Below are 17,176 nucleotides of genomic sequence, written 5' to 3' on the forward strand. Positions count from 1 at the left end.
CGAGCCAGTCGGAGCAAACCTGAGTCGACTCATATCAACTTTGTTTGACAGCATCCGGCCGTCGGTTTACACTTGAGTCATCACGACTCAGGTTCACATCTGATCGTCCGCAGACTTTCACCAATGCAAAGGAGAAACACATGGCACGTGCTGTCGGTATCGACCTCGGAACCACCAACTCCGTCGTCAGCGTCCTCGAGGGCGGCGAGCCCAAGGTCATCGCCAACGCCGAGGGCTTCCGCACCACCCCGTCGGTGGTCGCGTACACCAAGGACGGCGAGGTGCTCGTCGGCGAGACCGCCAAGCGCCAGGCCGTCACCAACGTCGACCGCACCATCTCGTCGGTCAAGCGCCACATGGGCACCGACTGGTCGTTCGACGTCGACGGCAAGAAGTGGACGCCGCAGGAGATCTCCGCGCGCATCCTCCAGAAGCTCAAGCGCGACGCCGAGTCGTACCTGGGCGACACCGTGACCGACGCGGTCATCACCGTCCCCGCCTACTTCAACGACGCCGAGCGTCAGGCGACCAAGGAGGCCGGTGAGATCGCGGGCCTCAACGTGCTGCGCATCATCAACGAGCCCACGGCGGCGGCCCTCGCGTACGGCCTCGACAAGGGCAAGGAAGACGAGCTCATCCTCGTGTTCGACCTCGGTGGCGGAACCTTCGACGTCTCCCTCCTCGAGGTGGGCAAGGACGACGACTTCTCGACCATCCAGGTGCGCGCCACCGCCGGTGACAACCGCCTCGGCGGCGACGACTGGGACCAGCGCGTCGTGGACTACCTGATCAAGCAGTTCAAGGAGACCACGGGCGTCGACGTCTCGGGCGACAAGATCGCCCTGCAGCGCCTGAAGGAGGCCGCTGAGCAGGCCAAGAAGGAGCTCTCGTCGTCGACGAGCGCCTCGATCAACCTGCCCTACCTCTCGCTGACCGAGTCGGGCCCCGTCTCGCTGAGCGAGAGCCTGACCCGCGCGAAGTTCGAGGACCTCACCAAGGACCTGCTCGACCGCACCAAGAAGCCCTTCGAGGACGTCATCCGCGAGGCCGGCATCAAGGTCGCCGACATCGACCACATCGTGCTCGTCGGTGGTTCGACCCGCATGCCCGCGGTCGCCGAGCTCGTCAAGCGCGAGACCGGCAAGGACGCCAACAAGGGCGTCAACCCCGATGAGGTCGTCGCCGTCGGCGCCGCCCTGCAGGCCGGTGTCCTCAAGGGTGAGCGCAAGGACGTGCTGCTCATCGACGTCACCCCGCTGAGCCTCGGAATCGAGACCAAGGGCGGCATGATGACCAAGCTCATCGACCGCAACACCGCGATCCCGACCAAGCGCAGCGAGACCTTCACGACCGCCGACGACAACCAGCCGTCGGTCGCCATCCAGGTCTTCCAGGGCGAGCGCGAGTTCACCCGCGACAACAAGCCGCTCGGCACCTTCGAGCTCACCGGCATCGCCCCTGCTCCCCGCGGCATCCCGCAGATCGAGGTCACCTTCGACATCGACGCCAACGGCATCGTGCACGTGTCCGCAAAGGACAAGGGCACCGGCAAGGAGCAGTCGATGACCATCACCGGCGGCTCGTCGCTGTCGAAGGAGGACATCGACCGCATGGTGCGCGAGGCCGAGGAGAACGCGGCCGAAGACAAGAAGCGCCGTGAGGCCGCCGAGGTCCGCAACCAGGCCGAGACCCTCGCCTACTCGATCGAGAAGCTGATCAAGGAGAACGAGGACAAGCTCCCCGAGGACGTCAAGACCTCGGTCCAGGGCGATGTCGACGCTCTCAAGACGGCTCTCGCCGGCGACGACGACGAGGCCGTGAAGACCGCGTTCGACAAGCTGAACGAGTCGCAGACCAAGCTGGGCGAGGCGATCTACGCGCAGTCCCAGGCGGATGCCGCCGCCGGCGCCCCCGCAGGCGACGAGGCTCCCGCCGACGCCTCCTCCGATGAGGATGTCGTGGACGCCGAGGTCGTGGACGACGAGGACGAGAAGAAGTAATCATGACGGACAAGAACTTCGACGACAACAGCGCCGAGGTTCCCGGCGAGGGGTCGGATGCTCAGGCATCCGGCCCCGCGTCGCAGAACCAGGGCGCTCCGGGCAACCCCGACTCGACCGAGGCGGCAGCGGCCGAGGGCTCTGACGACGACCTCACGGTCGACGACATCCTGAACGCCGAGCAGATCGACGAGGCGGCCAGCGCAGACGGCTCCGACGCCGGCATCGCCGACGCCGAGCACGCGCTGCTGACCGACCTCAAGCGACTGACGGCCGAGTACGCGAACTACCGCCGCCGCACCGAAGAGCAGCGCCACGTCGAGATCGCTCGCGCCAAGGGCGAGGTCGCGAAGGGCCTGCTGCCCGTGCTCGACGACCTCGCGCGCGCCCAGCAGCACGGCGACCTCGCCGAGGGCTCGGCGTTCGCCGTGATCGCCGACAAGCTGCGCGCAGCGGTCGAGCGGCTCGGCGTGGTCGCCTACGGCGCACAGGGCGACGAGTTCGACCCGCAGCAGCACGAGGCGATCTTCCAGCAGCCGACCCCCGGTGCCACCACGTCGACGATCCTCGAGGTCGTCGAGGTCGGCTACCGGCTCGGCGACGTCGAGCTGCGTCCGGCCAAGGTCGTCGTCGCCGTACCCGCGGAGTAGGTGATCGATGGCTAGCCAGGACTGGTTCGACAAGGACTTCTACAAGACGCTGGGCGTCTCGAAAGACGTCTCTGACGCCGATCTCAAGAAGACGTACCGCAAGCTCGCCCGCAAGTACCACCCCGACTCCAACCAGGGTGATGCCGCGGCCGAGGCGAAGTTCAAGGAGATCAGCGAGGCGTACAGCGTTCTGAGCGACGCCGAGCAGCGTCGGGAGTACGACGAGATCCGTGCCATGGGCTCGGGCGCCCGGTTCACGGCGCCCGGCTCGGGCGGTGCAGGCGGCTTCGATGACGTCTTCAGCCGGTTCGGGCAGGGCGGCGGCCGGGGCAGCCAGGCCGACTTCGACGACATCTTCTCGATGTTCTCGCAGGGCGGCGGGTCGTTCGGTGCGGGCCGCTTCGGCCAGTCGTCCGGCGGATACCGCGGCTTCGGCGGGCCTCAGAAGGGCGCCGACGTCACGGCCACCACGACGCTCGACTTCGTCACGGCGGTGCAGGGCGACACGATCACCCTGCAGGCGCCCGACGGCAAGCCGTTCAAGGTGAAGGTGCCTGCGGGCGTGAAGGACGGGCAGAAGATCCGCCTTCGCGGACGTGGGCGCCCCTCGCCCGACGGCGGCGAGCCCGGCGACATCGTCGTGCAGGTCAAGGTGCGTCCTCACCCGGTGTTCACCCGCGATGGGCTGAACCTGCGCCTCACGGTGCCGGTGACGTTCACCGAGGCGACCCTCGGTGCGACGATCGAGGTGCCCACGCTCGGCGGCGACCCGGTCAAGCTCCGGGTCGCTCCTGGCACGCCCTCCGGGCGCGTGCTGAGGGTCAAGGGACGCGGCGTCACGTCGTCTAAGGGCACCGGCGACCTGCTCGCCGAGCTGCAGATCGCCGTGCCCGCGCACCTCGACGAGGCCGCGCGCGAGGCCCTCGAGCGCTTCCACGAGCTCGAGCCCAAAGAGAACCCGCGGGCCGAGATGATGGCCAAGGCGAAGGCCTGACGATGGATGCCGATTCGCCCGTCTTCGCGATCGCGGTCGCCGCGGAGCTCGCCGGAATGCACCCTCAGACCCTGCGGCAGTACGACCGCATCGGTCTGGTGGTGCCCGGCCGCACCCGCGGCGGCTCGCGGCGCTACTCGATGCGCGACATCGAGCAGCTCCGCGAGGTCGCCCAGCTCTCGAGCGAGGGGATGAGCCTGCCGGCCATCGCCCGCCTGCTCGATCTGGAAGACGAGGTGCGGATGCTGCGGCGCCGCGTCAGCGAGCTCGAGGGCTCGCTGCGCGCCGAGCGCGAGAATCGCCCCGGTGTGCGCGTGTTCGCCGCCGGGGCGACCGGGCAGGTCGTCACCCTGCCGTCGGGCCGGCGCATCCGCCGCTCGACGGAGGTCGTGCTCTGGCATCCGCGCGGAGCCGCAGACGCGTCCGACGCCGATCAGGAGTCGGGTCCGCGTGAGGGGTAGTCGCGACTCCCGAGCCGGTGCGGCCGCCGCCGCTCAAGGCCCTTCCGCGATGCCGTGAGCGGGTCTACTCTTCGCGCACGGGCTGGGGCACTGCATCGGGCATGTCTCTCGCCTCTCTACGAGGAGGAACCATGCGCACTGCCGTCAGAACACGTGTGATCTTCACAGGGATCGCCCTGGTCGTCGCTCTCAGCGGCTGTTCGGGAGGTCCAGAGGCCGAGAGCACGAGCGAGAGCGCTCCGAAGACCGAGGAGAAGACGTCGCCGTCGCCGACGGCGACCATGCAGAGCATCGAGGAGGCGTGCGCGATCATCGCCGACGAAGGCGGCGCCCTCGTCGACGAGGCGAAGGAGGTCTCGGCGTCGACCGAGGGCGATCCGGAGGCGAGCGTCGCGGCGGTGCAGGCACTCGACCAGAAGTTCCAGGCCCTCGGCGAGAAGATCACCAACGACGCGGTCTCTCCGGTCTACAACTCGTTCAGCGACGCGTACAGCAAGGTGGCCGAGATCGCCGCGCAGGGCGGGAGCGCCGAGGCGATGGACGAGATGCAGGCGGCCATCGAGAGCTTCGTCGACGCGGGCACGCAGATCGACCAGACGTGCTCGCAGTGATCGTCTGAGTCGCGCCTCGTCCTGCGGAGCAGGAATCTGTGCTCATTGCTCGACAGCGTGGTTTCTGCTCGTTCATGCACGCGCGTTGTTGAGCTGACGATCGCTGCTTTTCCGTGCAGCGTGCGCAGATGCCGAGTGCAGATTCCACATGCACTGTGCAACGTCCCTTCGCGGATGTATTGCGCATCTCTCGCGAAATAGGGGTGCGTGACTACCATCTTGCAGCCCCTGCCCCCGAAAGGGGGGCATGGGCTTCTTCAAAAGCGGGCCCGCCCTGTACCTTGTCGCTCGAGCGTCGTTCACGCGCAGCGCTCGGGACGTATTGGGAACGTCGATCGTTGGGGGGTGAATCATGCGCGCATACAAGAAGCCCGTTCTCGTCAAGATTGACGTAGCGAAGGCGCCACTGTCGTTCAGGCTGTGATTTTGAATATTTTCCTGGCGGCGCGGGATGAACTCCGCGCCGCCAAGGTCCGGGGGGATCGAGAAAGAAATGACTGTTGCCAGCAACTTCAGGCCGGAGCGCGCGTTTGACGTCCAGACGAGCACAATAGACCGAGATCTCTACGTTGTGCGTGGCACCGACGCTTTTCTGTTCGGTGAAGTCGAGGCGCGAATCTGGAACCTCTGCGATGCCAGCAACAGCATCGCGGATATCGCGACGCACGTCGCTGACGTGTTCAGAGTAGAAGAATCGCTGGCCGTCGATGACGTTTCGGAGTTCGTTGGGCAACTCATGGAAGCCGGGCTGGTCGAAGAGGCGTGAAGTCCAGCCTCCTCACAAGAGAAACGGTCAAGACGCCTGTCGTGCAGTGCTCGTTGATTGCGGCCTGCCTGGTGCTATCGGCTTCTCTTCTGCTCTTTCCTGACGACCGGACGTGGTGTGTTGTCGTCACCCTCGCCACGATCTCACTATGGGCAGAGGTGCGGATTCATAAGCTGGTGCGGCGCAACCTGATTGTCCGGCGCTCCCTCAAGTTCGTGCCCTACATGCTTCCCGTCACATGTTTCGGCATAGATCTGGAAGTGCACGTACCTGCGACAGTCGTCGCCACGCTGGCCGCCGGTGCATACCTGATAGCCACCCGACGGCAACTGCAGAAGGCGCTGGATATGCGGCTTCTCTCGCTCATGCCGAAAGGGACCGCAGGCGAGCGGTGGAGCGAGACGCTTTTCTTTGTCGGATCGGCGGCAGCGCAGGAGTACCTACATCGATTCGTCTTGGTGACGTACTGCACCGAGCTGGGAGTCCCCGGTCCAATCGTCGTGATCATCACAACAGCCACCTTTGTGGCGGAACACTTCGTCGGGCCGAATGGGCACACGGCCAGAAGCAGATCCAACATCTCGCTGTGGGTCGGCATGAGCATCGTATTCGGCGGCGTGGTGATACTTCTCCCGCCCGCGTTGTCCGCGGTGATGCTCGGGCATTGCATCATCAACGCACCCGCCGCGATCCGGCCCCACCTCAGAGGAAGAAGCGCAAAGTCTTGACCGAGAACATTGATTTCACAGACGAGCTTGTGAGTCGAGACCTGTTGGACCTCCTCCCGGACACCATCAGTGCCACATCCGTCGTCTTTGCTGGGGGCTCTCTCGTGGAGGGCTTCGGCAACAGCACCTCGGATGTGGACCTGATTGCGATTCATCCGGATGATGAGAAGGTGCGCGGTCACGGCGGTGTCCGTATGGACGACACTGTGGTCCTGACCTCCCGCTATCGCGGGCGCCGCGTCGATATCGAACTCGTCAAAGCGGGGACATTCGAGCGCACGGTTGAGCTGCTAACAGCTCACGACGAGGATCGTCGACGGGTGCTTGAGATCCCGCGCGAGTTCCTCACTACGCTCAACAGCCTGAGGATAGGCATCCCTCTCGCGCAGAAGGCCCGATTTTATGAGATTCGGGACAGCTTCCCGTGGCGAAGCCTTCTCCGCATGATCGCCGACGATGCGGACCGCCAGTATCAAGCGACCAGCGAGGATGCCATTGGGGCCATACGCTGTGGTGACGCCGGCACCGCGATGCTTTCGTCGCGCGCTGCGCTGGGTCATGCGATCGATGCGTTCATCGCCGCGGCCGGTCATAGCAATACTCGCCGCAAGTGGCGCATCCGCAAGATGGAAGCGCTCGGCGAGACGGACTTGCTGAATAGGTACCTCGACCTCGAAGCAGACGTCTCGCTGGCGCATGATGACCTCCTCGCACAAAGCCGCCGTCGGATCAAGTTCGCCCAGAAGCTCTTGCTCGACGTCCATACCCGCAACGGTGAACAAGGGTGAACGCAGAGTCGACACCTGGCGAGTCGGACCGGTCTGACTCATTCGGTCGCGTAGGTACGGGATTCTGGGCGGGGCGTCTCGCGTCGACGGTGGGCGGTGCTATGGCATCGCTCGCGATGCCATTCTTTTTGACTGTCCATCTGCAGATGGCACCGGTCGAGGTCTCGATCGTACTCACCGGGCCACTTCTCGTGACTATCCTCTCGCCGCTGTACGCCGGAGTCATCGCGGACCTGCTCGACCGTAAGCGTGTGTCCATCTTCAGTGAGCTGGCGCGCTCCGCGCTTCTCTGCTCCCTCGCGCTGGTGGCTGCGGCGAACGTCTCGGACTTGGTGATCTTGTCGGTGGTGAATGCGCTGATTGCGGTCGCGAGCAGCATCTACTCGGCGAGCTTCAAGGCAGGTCTGCCCGACATACTGGGCGAGGAGCAGTTGCAAGCCGGCAACGCGCGGCTGCAGACTCTCATCACGGTCGCCGAATCCGGTAGTGCTGCGCTGGGCGGTGCGGCGCTATCCATCTTCGGGGCGGTCGCCATATTCGGGGTCACCGCGTTCTCGTATCTGCTTTCAGCGGCTTGTCTGGTCAAGACGAAATGGCCGCACTCAAGAGCAGACGCCGGCGGAGGTGAAAAGCTCTCCTATCTTCGCCGTGTGTCGCGAGGATTTGCGGCGGTGCGAGAGAGTCGCCTTCTCACGCTGTTGCTGGTGACAAGTTCGCTCGCCAACCTCGTCATTCATGTCACGGCGGTCGCTCTCCTCTTCTTCCTCGTGCGCGACCTGGAATTCCCCTTCTTCTTGTACTCGCTCGTGCTGGCTGTGGGGTCGGCAGGAGCGGTCATCGGCGCCTTGGCCATGACGCACTTGAGTTTCCTTCGTGATATGAGCCATGCGCGGATCCAGACCGCCGCTTTGGTGGGCTATGGCGCGTTCTTGGTGGGCTATGGGGTGCTCTGGGCGAGCTCAGCATCATCATTCACCGTCGCGTGCGTCATGGACTTCGGTATCGGCTTCTGCATCTCGATCTATGTCGTACGGAACATGACGCAACAGCAGACTGCCGTGGGTCGCGAGAGCCGGGGCAGCGTGTCATCGGTGAGAACTTTCAGCACTGCACTCGCAGGAGCGGCCGGGACGGCCGCTGCCGGGGTCGTCATCGAGGTTTCAAGCGCTCGTGCTGTCGTGACCGTCTGCGGACTAGCACTTGCTGTCGGCGCTTTCGTCTATGGCCTTCTCATCAAGAAGGTCGGGGTGGCCCCGATGGAGCCCACCCAATGTCAGGGAAAGGGTAAGGGGCTGGTATGAACCGAGAGCTTTGTGAGGCTTCGCTGTTAGGCGCGAAGGTTCAGGTAGAGAGTGCAGCGCCGGAGGTCTTCGGCTTGCTTGAGTCGGAGCTCGGACTCTTCTTCGGCCTGGACCGCACCCCCTCCGCGCCAGCGTGCGGGCCGACGACGACGCTCGCACGCGTGACCTTCGATGTCGAAGAGGTAGAACCGCCGCCCGGGTCGGGCACGCCGATTCTCCTGCATTCCGGCAGCCATAGTTATGACCTGCGGCGAGGGTGGCTGTGGGACGACGGAACTATCCGCATCATCAGCTCTGTTGACACCGGCTCGTTGATCCGGATGGATCTGGCAGCTCGCACGGCACACGTGACCAACGCGAGTGCTGGGCGCGGCGCCGAGGACGTCCGACGGCTAGTACGAGACATGCTCTTCTTGCCGTGGTTGGAGTCACTCGGTGGGATCGTGGTGCACGGTGCGGCGGTCGTGGACGCCTCGGGTCGTGCGGTTCTCATTCTGGGTGACAGAGGAGCGGGCAAGACGACATTATTCATGGCGGCCGCTTCGGCAAAGGGTGTGAGCGCGCTCTCGTGCGAACGGGTGGTGGTGCTGCCGACGCCCGACGGGTTGCGGGTCTTCGCATGCCCCGAGAAGATCAGCATCTTCCCTGGGACGCTCCGGAGCTTCGAAGCAACTCGTGGTCTCGCAGGAGATGTCTCCAGTCGGGAATGGGAGCGAGAAGCGAAGGTTCGAGTCACTTGGCCTGATCTGTTCAAAGCGCTGAGGATCCACGCAGCGAATGGGGCGCTGCTCAGCAGGGTCCTCTTTCCGCGTTGGTCCGCAGATAAGAGTGACGTGACGACATTGAGTTGCGAAGAGGCCTACTTCCGAGCGGAGGAACATGTAGTCACCTCACGCGACAGAAATCGCCCAGATTGGGTCGGATGGTTCGGGCCTCGGCATTCTGACGTCACGCTGAACGCGCTGTCGCGACTCCCGAGCCACGCGGGAACGTGGACAGACCTCGCCTCTGCGAGGGCCTTGGTACTGGATGGATGGGGCGATCAATGAGTTTCTCTGAATGGACACATGGGAATGAAGAGTCAGGATCGGCAGCGGGATGGCGCAGTCGGCGCCAACAGCAGGAAGTGATCTGGCCAGACGCTGGTGCCGCGCGTGAGGAGATATCCCGACTCGCTCGATTGCCTCCGCTTGTGTTCGCTGGAGAGATCCGCAGGCTGAAATCTCGCTTGGCCTCGGTCGCGGTGGGCGATGCCTTCGCGCTCATAGCAGGTGACTGTGCCGAGTCCTTCTCGCTCCTGAGCGCAGATCGCATACGGGATCAGATGAAGATCATTCTGCAGATGTCCCTGGTGCTCACGCACGGCATGGGTCTGCCCGTAGTGAAGATCGGCAGGATGGCGGGCCAGTTCGCCAAGCCTAGAACCAACGCGTACGAGGACTCCGACGTCGGACGCATACCGACATTTCGCGGCCATCTCATCAACAGCGAATTCGTTGATCAGGAGTCCCGTACGCCTGACCCGCGCCGCCTCGTGCAGGGATACAACTATTCCGCGTCGATGCTGAATCTCGTCAGGGCATTCGCCACGGGAGGGTTCGCGGATCTCAGCGCTGTCCACGCCTGGAACCAGGATTTCGTCGCCGAGAGCCCGGCGGGAGCCCGGTATGAGTCCGTTGCAGATGACATCGACCGAACGATGCGCTTCCTCCGTGCATGCGGGCTAGAAGACTCTCCTGCCCTTCACCACTCCGAGTTCTATACCGCCCACGAGGCGCTTGTGCTCGATTACGAGTCGGCGCTCACGCGCGTGGACTCGCTGACCGATTCCTGGTACGGGTGCTCCGCGCACCTGCTGTGGATCGGGGAACGCACCAGGCAGCTCGATGGCGCGCACATTGAGTACGTGCGTGGGATCGAGAACCCCATCGGGATAAAGATCAGCGGCAGCTGCACGCCGGAAGAACTTCTGAACCTGTGCCAGATTCTCGATCCGACTCGAGACCCCGGCCGATTGGTAGTGATGACGAGGATAGGCGCGGCTGACGTACGACGAGCGCTGCCTCCTCTTATGCGCGCGCTGAAGAACCAGGGACACAACCCGGTCTGGATGTGCGATCCGATGCACGGCAATACGCGGACCGCAGCAGACGGGACAAAGACGCGACACTTCGAGGACATCATGTCGGAGACCGTCGACTTCATCGCGGTCGCTCGCGAGGAGGGCGTTCACCCGGGTGGGGTTCACCTTGAGTTGACCCCGGAGGATGTTACTGAATGCACGGGCGGAAGCTGGGCCACCCTGGAGAAGGATCTGTCGCGAAATTATCAGTCCCTCTGCGATCCCCGGCTCAACGGGAACCAAGGCCTCGACCTTGCCTTTCTCGTCGCTGAGCATTTCCGGGGAGAATCCAGGTAGACCTGTCGTGAGCAGTGCAGCTACAGCGGACGGCGATTACTCGCTACTTGTCCGAAGTTCCTCGCATCTCGCTGCTCTGCACGGAGCGGTGCTCGATCGGGTGCGCACGTCGCTCGGCGCACGCTTCGGAGAGGTGGAGATCATCTCGACGATCCCGAGTGTGACTGATTTTGCCTTCAGGGGGACGGCGTACGGCAGGCCCGTGGTGATCAAGTGCAGCTACGGTGGCCTGTCGATCGCTCGCCTCATGCATCTTGTAGCACGAGGGGTTGACGTCCAGCGCATGGCGGATGAGCGGCGCGAAAGCCTACCGTTTTCACCGGAAGCGATGTCGTTGCGATGGCTGTCAGATGTTCTCGGAGAGCACAACATCTATGTGCCGCAGGTGTTGCATGACGATGGCGACGTCGTCATCATGGAGGACCTTGGGGTCGCGGGTGGGGGGCATCAGCCGTTCAGAGAGTCTGTGAACAACCTCTGGCCGGCGCTCTCCGCCCTGTGGAGGCGAACCGCGAGGACGGATGCAATGCGTCGGGTGGTGCGCATCAACGCGGAGAAGTCGATCGAAGCGATATTTCGACGGAAGTTTCGGTCGCGAGATATCTTGCGCGCGACGCGCGACGACTTTGCTGACCCGAACGATTGGGCGGTATTCGCGGGCCTCCGTGACGCCATCTCCGGCACCTACCCGCTGGTGGACACACGGATAAGACTGATCTACGGCGATCTCAAACCCGAGCACCTGCTCTTCCGCCGGGGAACGCTGTCGTTGATAGACCCGGCCTTGAGGCTCGGCTCACCTGCGGAAGACATGGCGCGTTTCCTCATCCGCGCGGCGTGTGCGAGCGATGGTGAGGATGCCCGGTCGTATTCGGCGGAGTGCATCGAATCGGCGGAGAAGACGGTGGCAGAACTACCCCGCCGCAAGGTGCTTCGGTTCATGGCAATGGACTGGTTAAACATCATTTCGACCTGGCATTTACGGAGGCGAGCGTACCGTGCTCGCGCCACGCTGACCCCCGCTGAGAGGCGACAGGGCGTTCTCCTTCAGAGATCCCTTCTGCGCGCAAGCGCTGTCGACGTCATGGAGTTGACGTGGGAGCTGTCCGCTTGCATGGAGTCGCAGGAAGAGAAGGTCGAATGACTCAGCGACTGCTGGTGCTTGTGGAGTCTGCGGAGGCGGACTCCATGCTCGAAAGCGAGCCCTTCGATTCGCCGTGGTCCTTCTTGTCGGTGGGTGCGCTTCGCGCGGGTCTTCCGCCTTCTGCCTACGACGATGCAGTAGCGCTGATACTCGACAGCGCTCAGGAGCCGCTTATCGTCAGTTACAACGCGACGATGGGACCTTCGCGCGCCGTGACGCGGTGGTGGAGGATGAACTGCCAGAACGTGGACGTCATCGCTCCGGAAGATCACCCGTTGCCGCCGTGGGCGTCTCGAGCACTCGTCACCCATTACGCGCGACCATCCGATCTGCGCACAGTGATCGTAGGTCGGCTGGCGGATGTGGCTTCGTCACCGCGGCACAGTGGGCCCGCGGATGCGGTGACGCTGAAGGTCGCCGACGTCGCAGATGCCGGAGCGGTGCTTCTAGAGCAGGTCGGCGTGCCGGTGGAGGATGCCCGCGCGACTGTGAGCGATCTCATAGACGCGGAGCTCGCCGGCTACTCTTCGCATGGGCTGGTCCGCATAGAGGAGTACGTGAACAAGCTCCGACGGCGGGTGCTCAACGCCACCCCTCGGCTCGACGTTACCGCTCTCGGATCAGGCAGATACATCCTCGACGCGGATCAAGCCCTCGGCGCCGTGACGCGGCGGGAAGTCGTGCGTGTGATCGAAGGAAGCCGGGACCCGGTGCTCACGCTCTCTGTCCGCAGGTCCGGGCATCTTGGAAGGCTTGCGCCCTTGGCGGCTGACGTCTGCGAGCTTGATCGCTTCCTCCTCGGGTTTGTGAACGGAGCCGGAGGCGGTCAGAAAGTCGTTCCCTTTGGCGGTACTGAGCGGCGTTTGGCGACGAACCCGATCGTGTTCGGGTTTCCCTTCGCCGCAGGGCCGCCGCTGGTGATCGACGTGAGCACCTCCACGATGTCCGATGGTGCCGTCAAGGTCGCTTCATCAATGCGGTCTCCTCTCGCGGAAGGAGTGCTTGTGGATCGCCATGGAGCTTCTGTCCGAGTGCCAAGTCAGTTTGCGGAAAGCAGCGCGGCCAGCCTTCTTCCGCTCGGGGGGAGCGCATTCGGGCATAAGGGCTACGGGCTTGCGCTCGCTGTCGAAGTGCTAGCCGGGATCTGGGGCGGTGGAGGCTTCAGCCAGCCGGGTCGTGTGTCTTCGGGCAACTCAGCTGTGTTTCTGTCGGCGAGCCTGGATGCCATGGGCGAGGTGCGTGGTGTCGTCCAAGAGAACATGAGCCGACTAGCCGCGTATGTAACGAGCGCTCGAAGTGCGAACACAGTTCACCCTGTGCGCTTGCCCGGGGCAGACGCGCGCCGCCCTCACGAAATCGCGACGGTGGAGCTTCCGTTCGCGCTTGCCCGTGCGTTGGGGTTGTAGACGACTCGCTCAGGACTCGGGTTCCGCTGTGGCTCGCCCTTCCGCTGCCGTTCGTGCAGGTACCGCTGCTGTTCTTCTCGCAGGTCGGCGGCGGAACCGTCGCGGGCGCCTACCTCGTGCTGCTCGCCGTCATGCTGCTGCGCGGTCGCATCGCCTCGCGCCGGGGCTGACACGTGCAATAGGCTCTTCCCAGTCGGGGGGCTGCGCAAGGCGGGCCTTCGGCCTGTCACCGGAGGAGAATCCATGCGCACCGCACCCAAGACCGCTCTGTTCGTCACCGCTCTCGCCCTCGCCGTCGGCCTCACCGGCTGCTCGGGTGCACCGGCAGACAACGGCAACGGCAACGGCCAGAAGGCCGAAGACAAGCCGGCCGCCAGCAGCCAGAGCGTCGCCGACGCCTGCAAGCTCTTCGTCGACGAGGGCACCGAGATCAGCAACAAGGCTCAGGAGCTCTCGGCTTCCGCGTCCACCGACCCGGCCGCCGCAGCTGCCGCCCTCGAGGACGTGCAGAAGGAGTTCGAGGCTCTCGGCGAGAAGATCACCAACGAGGAGATCTCGCCCGTCTACAACGAGTTCGTCACCGCCTACGGCGAGTTCTCGACCATCATCGGCGAGGTCTCGTCCGACCCGTCCAAGGCCAACGAGGCCATGGAGAAGATGAGCGATACCGTCACCAAGGTCACCGACGCCAGCAAGAAGCTCGGCGAGGCCTGCAACGGCTGAACAGCGCACTGATCGCTGACGAGAACCCGCTCCCCGCACTCGTGCAGGGGGCGGGTTCTTCGCGTGCGGGCCGGATCAGGGGAGCAGGCCGTCGACGAGCGCATCGACGATGTCGTCGGTGCTCGTCTCGGGATCGAGGGGTGAGGTGAGCCGATCGAAGACCAGGCCCTCGACCGCGTAGTGGAACAGGGCGATCTCACGACGTCCGCCGGGCAGGCCGGCAGCCTGGTTGAAGGCCACGTCCGCGTCGAACGCCGCACGCTGCCAGGCCTGGAGGGCCGGCGCCAGGTCGGGTCGGCGTGCCACCTCGAGTCGCAGCTCGAACAGCGCCAATGTCACATCGCGGTGCGTCGTGAGGCGTCGCACGATGTCACGCACGTAGTCGGCGAAGAGCTCGCGGGACGGAGGCGCTGAACTGCGGGCTGCGAGGTCGGCGGGCGTGGGTGAGAGGCGCACGCCGATCCGCTCGATGAGTCCGGCGATCAGCAGCTCGCGGGTGCGGAAGTAGTTCGAGGCGGTTCCGACGGGGGCGCCCGCTTCGGCGTCGATCGCGCGATGCGTCAGGCCTCGCGATCCTTCCCTGGCCAGCACGGTGATCCCGGCATCCGCGAGCGCGGTGCGTCGAGCTTCGTTCTTCGCCATGGCTCGACCCTAACGCAACCACTGCATCTGTTGTAGTCTCGCAACCACTGCACCTGTTGTGATTGGAGAGCTGATGCGAGAACTCACCTACTTCGTCGCCGTCTCGGTCGACGGCTTCATCGCGGGCCCCGACGGGGAGTTCGACAGCTTCCTGGCCGAAGGCGACCACATGGTCGCGGTCGCACAGCGCTTCCGCGGCACCGTGCCCACGGCGTTCGCCGACCAGGTGGGGGTGCCTGCCGACGGCGGCCCGTTCGACACCGTTCTGATGGGCTGGAACACCTACGCCGTCGGGCTGCCGCACCTCCCGAGCCCGTACGCCCATCTGAGACAGGTCGTCTTCACGCGTGCCCATCAGGCGCCCCCAGGCGCGGAGTCCGTCGACTTCACCGACCGCGATCCGGTCGACGTCGTGCGCGAGCTCAAGAGCCAGCCGGGCGCCGGCATCTGGCTCTGCGGCGGCGGCGCGCTCGCTGCACGGCTCGCCGACGAGATCGATCGGCTCGTGCTGAAGGTCAGCCCGGTGCTGCTCGGCGACGGCATCCGGCTCTTCGGGGATCGGCCCTATGCGCCGAGCGGGATGACACCAGACGCCGTCACGCGATACGAGTCGGGCGTCGTCATCGCCGAGTACTCGCGGAGATGACCCCGGCGGTCGCGATCAGGCCGGTGGCAGGCGAAGCACGTCGCCCTCGCCGCCGGTCAGGTCGGTGGCGATCCGGATGCTGCGCGCGAGGTCGTCGAGGGCGCCCTGCAGCGTGCCGAAGCGCTCGCGGTCGCTGCATACCGCCGTCAGGGTGATGAGGTGCGTCCCGGTGTCCCACGTGTACGTCGCCGAGGAGGGCGATGCCGGGTTCGGCGGCACGGGCATCCAGAGCTTCTCGCCCTGACCGAGCGGGGTGCGGAAGTCCTCGGTGTCGTCGTACTCCATCGGCATCATGGCGCGCGCGGTGCGCAGCTGCGGCGTGAGCTCCTGCACCGTCGCCATCGCCACCACCAGCTCCGGCTCGGCCTTCCATGTCCAGGCCAGCACCCTGCCGTCTGCCTTGCGCATCGCGAACGGGATGGCCTGACTCGCCAGCCAGCTGCCGAAGCGGGCGCCGGGCAGCGTCTCGCGCCCGAGGCCCGTGCCGGCCTGGGCCATCAGCATCCGGATGGCGGCCTTGCGGTGCCGCCGGCCGGTGAGGCCGAGAGAGCCGGTCACGGGGATCCAGAGGGCGCGGTCGGCAGACGAGATCAGGCGCATGACCCCACGGTACGCGGCCCGCCTCCCGGGCGGGCACAGTCCCCTCCGGTAGAGTGACGGGCGCCCAAGGCTAGAGATAGGCAGCTGACTTCCCGTGACCTCCGGACGCCCCCTGAAGATCCTCATCGGATGCGACACGTTCGCGCCCGACATCAACGGAGCCGCTCGCTTCGCCGAGCGCCTCGCCGCCGGCCTGGTGCAGCGCGGCCACGACGTGCACGTCGTCGCGCCGAACACCGCTTACCGTCGCTCGCCCGCGCACACCGAGGTGATCGAGGGCGAGCCCATGACCATGCACCGCCTCCCCGCCCTGCGCTGGCTGCCCCACGACTGGGTGCGCTTCGTGTGGCCGTGGCGGTCGAAGCGCTGGGCGCGCAAGGTGCTCGACGAGGTGCAGCCCGACATCGTGCACATCCAGTCGCACATCATCATCGGGCGGGGTCTGACCCGGATCGCCCACCAGCGCGGCATCCCGGTCATCGCGACCAACCACGTCATGGCCGAGAACATCCTCGATCACACCGCCATGCCGAAGTTCGTCGACGACATCGTGCTGCGCTTCGCGTGGGCCGACGCCAAGCGCACCTTCGACATGGCGCGCGCGGTCACCACGCCGACCCGCAAGGCGGCGGACTTCCTCGAGCGAACGATCAAGACGAAGGGCGTCGTGCCGATCAGCTGCGGCATCGACCGCCGCAACTACACCCCGGTGATCGCGCCCCGCGACAAGAACCGCATCCTGTTCGTCGGCCGCCTGACCGGCGAGAAGCAGGTCGACGTCGTCCTGCGCGCCGTCGCGAAGCTCGACCCGGCGCTCGACGCGCACTTCGACATCGCCGGTGGCGGCGACCAGCGCAAGGCTCTCGAGGCGCTCGCCGCGCAGCTCGGCATCGCGGATCGTGTCACCTTCCACGGGCGGGTGACCGACGAGCAGCTTCGCGAGCTCTACTCGCGCTCGTCGGTGTTCGCGATCGCGTCGATCGCCGAGCTGCAGTCGATCGTGACGATGGAGGCCATGGCATCGGCCCTGCCCGTCGTCGGAGCCAACGCCGTCGCTCTGCCGCACCTCGTGCACGACGGCGAGAACGGCCACCTCTTCGAGCCCGGCAACGTCGATGACCTCGCCGACAAGCTCACCCAGGTGCTGGCCGCTTCGCCCGCGGAGTACGAGCGCATGCAGCGCGCCTCGCTCGACGGCGTCGCGGTGCACGACATCAACCGCACGCTCGACACCTTCGAGGCGCTGTACCGCGACGAGCCGCTGCCCGCCTGAGTCGGGGCCGGATGCCCGGGCCGG

The 17,176-nt window shown here is 65.3% G+C and carries 18 protein-coding genes; 16 read left to right on the forward strand and 2 right to left on the reverse strand.

Annotated elements, in window-relative coordinates; genetic code table 11:
- The first annotated feature begins 140 nt into the window (after window positions 1-140).
- The 14 genes from dnaK (at window position 141) to AB0N59_RS04870 (ending at window position 13,991) form a co-directional block, all read left to right on the forward strand.
- On the forward strand, window positions 141-2,000 hold the full coding sequence (dnaK, locus tag AB0N59_RS04805; RefSeq protein WP_363479486.1) for a molecular chaperone DnaK: 1,860 nt from the start codon (window positions 141-143) through the stop codon (window positions 1,998-2,000).
- A 2-nt stretch (window positions 2,001-2,002) separates the two neighbouring features.
- On the forward strand, window positions 2,003-2,650 hold the full coding sequence (locus tag AB0N59_RS04810; RefSeq protein WP_363479489.1) for a nucleotide exchange factor GrpE: 648 nt from the start codon (window positions 2,003-2,005) through the stop codon (window positions 2,648-2,650).
- Window positions 2,651-2,657: 7 nt separating this feature from the next.
- Complete coding sequence (locus AB0N59_RS04815; protein WP_363479492.1) at window positions 2,658-3,644, forward strand: DnaJ C-terminal domain-containing protein; 987 nt, start codon at window positions 2,658-2,660, stop codon at window positions 3,642-3,644.
- Window positions 3,645-3,646: 2 nt separating this feature from the next.
- Window positions 3,647-4,105: a MerR family transcriptional regulator gene (locus AB0N59_RS04820; RefSeq protein ID WP_363479495.1), complete on the forward strand. Its 459-nt coding sequence runs from the start codon at window positions 3,647-3,649 to the stop codon at window positions 4,103-4,105.
- Between the two features lie 131 nt (window positions 4,106-4,236).
- The gene (locus AB0N59_RS04825) at window positions 4,237-4,716 is read left to right on the forward strand and encodes a hypothetical protein (RefSeq protein ID WP_363479499.1); all 480 of its coding nucleotides are present in this window, start codon (window positions 4,237-4,239) and stop codon (window positions 4,714-4,716) included.
- Between the two features lie 493 nt (window positions 4,717-5,209).
- Complete coding sequence (locus AB0N59_RS04830; protein WP_363479502.1) at window positions 5,210-5,482, forward strand: PqqD family protein; 273 nt, start codon at window positions 5,210-5,212, stop codon at window positions 5,480-5,482.
- Window positions 5,479-6,210: a hypothetical protein gene (locus AB0N59_RS04835; RefSeq protein WP_363479505.1), complete on the forward strand. Its 732-nt coding sequence runs from the start codon at window positions 5,479-5,481 to the stop codon at window positions 6,208-6,210. Before AB0N59_RS04830 ends, AB0N59_RS04835 begins: the two co-directional genes overlap by 4 nt.
- Window positions 6,207-6,998 carry a hypothetical protein gene (locus AB0N59_RS04840; protein WP_363479508.1) on the forward strand — a complete coding sequence of 264 codons (792 nt, stop codon included), beginning with the start codon at window positions 6,207-6,209 and terminating at the stop codon, window positions 6,996-6,998. The genes AB0N59_RS04835 and AB0N59_RS04840 overlap by 4 nt, the downstream gene beginning before the upstream one ends.
- Window positions 6,995-8,299: an MFS transporter gene (locus AB0N59_RS04845; protein WP_363479511.1), complete on the forward strand. Its 1,305-nt coding sequence runs from the start codon at window positions 6,995-6,997 to the stop codon at window positions 8,297-8,299. The genes AB0N59_RS04840 and AB0N59_RS04845 overlap by 4 nt, the downstream gene beginning before the upstream one ends.
- A complete protein-coding gene (locus AB0N59_RS04850) occupies window positions 8,296-9,348 on the forward strand; it encodes a hypothetical protein (protein WP_363479514.1) in 1,053 nt (350 codons plus the stop codon). The genes AB0N59_RS04845 and AB0N59_RS04850 overlap by 4 nt, the downstream gene beginning before the upstream one ends.
- A complete protein-coding gene (locus AB0N59_RS04855) occupies window positions 9,345-10,718 on the forward strand; it encodes a class II 3-deoxy-7-phosphoheptulonate synthase (RefSeq protein WP_363479517.1) in 1,374 nt (457 codons plus the stop codon). The genes AB0N59_RS04850 and AB0N59_RS04855 overlap by 4 nt, the downstream gene beginning before the upstream one ends.
- A 7-nt stretch (window positions 10,719-10,725) precedes the next feature.
- Window positions 10,726-11,862, forward strand: a complete 1,137-nt coding sequence (locus AB0N59_RS04860) for a hypothetical protein (RefSeq protein ID WP_363479520.1) — start codon at window positions 10,726-10,728, stop codon at window positions 11,860-11,862.
- The gene (locus AB0N59_RS04865; RefSeq protein ID WP_363479523.1) at window positions 11,859-13,268 is read left to right on the forward strand and encodes an Ldh family oxidoreductase; all 1,410 of its coding nucleotides are present in this window, start codon (window positions 11,859-11,861) and stop codon (window positions 13,266-13,268) included. Before AB0N59_RS04860 ends, AB0N59_RS04865 begins: the two co-directional genes overlap by 4 nt.
- 243 nt (window positions 13,269-13,511) lie before the next feature.
- Window positions 13,512-13,991 carry a hypothetical protein gene (locus tag AB0N59_RS04870; RefSeq protein ID WP_363479526.1) on the forward strand — a complete coding sequence of 160 codons (480 nt, stop codon included), beginning with the start codon at window positions 13,512-13,514 and terminating at the stop codon, window positions 13,989-13,991.
- Window positions 13,992-14,066: 75 nt separating this feature from the next.
- Here AB0N59_RS04870 and AB0N59_RS04875 read toward each other — a convergent pair whose 3' ends face one another.
- Window positions 14,067-14,633, reverse strand: coding sequence for a TetR/AcrR family transcriptional regulator (locus tag AB0N59_RS04875; RefSeq protein WP_363479529.1), 567 nt, complete (start codon window positions 14,631-14,633; stop codon window positions 14,067-14,069).
- A gap of 73 nt (window positions 14,634-14,706) precedes the next feature.
- Between AB0N59_RS04875 and AB0N59_RS04880 the strand changes: the two genes are divergently transcribed.
- The gene (locus AB0N59_RS04880) at window positions 14,707-15,279 is read left to right on the forward strand and encodes a dihydrofolate reductase family protein (RefSeq protein ID WP_363479532.1); all 573 of its coding nucleotides are present in this window, start codon (window positions 14,707-14,709) and stop codon (window positions 15,277-15,279) included.
- A 15-nt stretch (window positions 15,280-15,294) separates the two neighbouring features.
- Here AB0N59_RS04880 and AB0N59_RS04885 read toward each other — a convergent pair whose 3' ends face one another.
- Complete coding sequence (locus tag AB0N59_RS04885; protein ID WP_363479535.1) at window positions 15,295-15,879, reverse strand: hypothetical protein; 585 nt, start codon at window positions 15,877-15,879, stop codon at window positions 15,295-15,297.
- A gap of 94 nt (window positions 15,880-15,973) precedes the next feature.
- On the opposite strand from AB0N59_RS04885, the gene AB0N59_RS04890 reads away from it, so the two are divergent.
- On the forward strand, window positions 15,974-17,152 hold the full coding sequence (locus AB0N59_RS04890) for a glycosyltransferase (protein WP_363479538.1): 1,179 nt from the start codon (window positions 15,974-15,976) through the stop codon (window positions 17,150-17,152).
- Window positions 17,153-17,176: the final 24 nt, after the last annotated feature.

The sequence above is a fragment of the Microbacterium sp. NPDC089321 genome, assembly GCF_040684935.1.
Classification (GTDB): Bacteria; Actinomycetota; Actinomycetes; order Actinomycetales; family Microbacteriaceae; genus Microbacterium.

Coding starts and splice junctions, on each gene's coding strand:
- AB0N59_RS04820 (WP_363479495.1), top strand. CDS start 3,647: ATGGATGCCGATTCGCCCGTCTTCGCGATCGCGGTCGCCGCGGAGCTC.
- AB0N59_RS04865 (WP_363479523.1), top strand. CDS start 11,859: ATGACTCAGCGACTGCTGGTGCTTGTGGAGTCTGCGGAGGCGGACTCC.
- AB0N59_RS04870 (WP_363479526.1), top strand. CDS start 13,512: ATGCGCACCGCACCCAAGACCGCTCTGTTCGTCACCGCTCTCGCCCTC.
- AB0N59_RS04825 (WP_363479499.1), top strand. CDS start 4,237: ATGCGCACTGCCGTCAGAACACGTGTGATCTTCACAGGGATCGCCCTG.
- AB0N59_RS04885 (WP_363479535.1), bottom strand. CDS start 15,879: ATGCGCCTGATCTCGTCTGCCGACCGCGCCCTCTGGATCCCCGTGACC.
- AB0N59_RS04810 (WP_363479489.1), top strand. CDS start 2,003: ATGACGGACAAGAACTTCGACGACAACAGCGCCGAGGTTCCCGGCGAG.
- AB0N59_RS04850 (WP_363479514.1), top strand. CDS start 8,296: ATGAACCGAGAGCTTTGTGAGGCTTCGCTGTTAGGCGCGAAGGTTCAG.
- AB0N59_RS04875 (WP_363479529.1), bottom strand. CDS start 14,633: ATGGCGAAGAACGAAGCTCGACGCACCGCGCTCGCGGATGCCGGGATC.
- AB0N59_RS04855 (WP_363479517.1), top strand. CDS start 9,345: ATGAGTTTCTCTGAATGGACACATGGGAATGAAGAGTCAGGATCGGCA.
- AB0N59_RS04880 (WP_363479532.1), top strand. CDS start 14,707: ATGCGAGAACTCACCTACTTCGTCGCCGTCTCGGTCGACGGCTTCATC.
- AB0N59_RS04815 (WP_363479492.1), top strand. CDS start 2,658: ATGGCTAGCCAGGACTGGTTCGACAAGGACTTCTACAAGACGCTGGGC.
- AB0N59_RS04830 (WP_363479502.1), top strand. CDS start 5,210: ATGACTGTTGCCAGCAACTTCAGGCCGGAGCGCGCGTTTGACGTCCAG.
- dnaK (WP_363479486.1), top strand. CDS start 141: ATGGCACGTGCTGTCGGTATCGACCTCGGAACCACCAACTCCGTCGTC.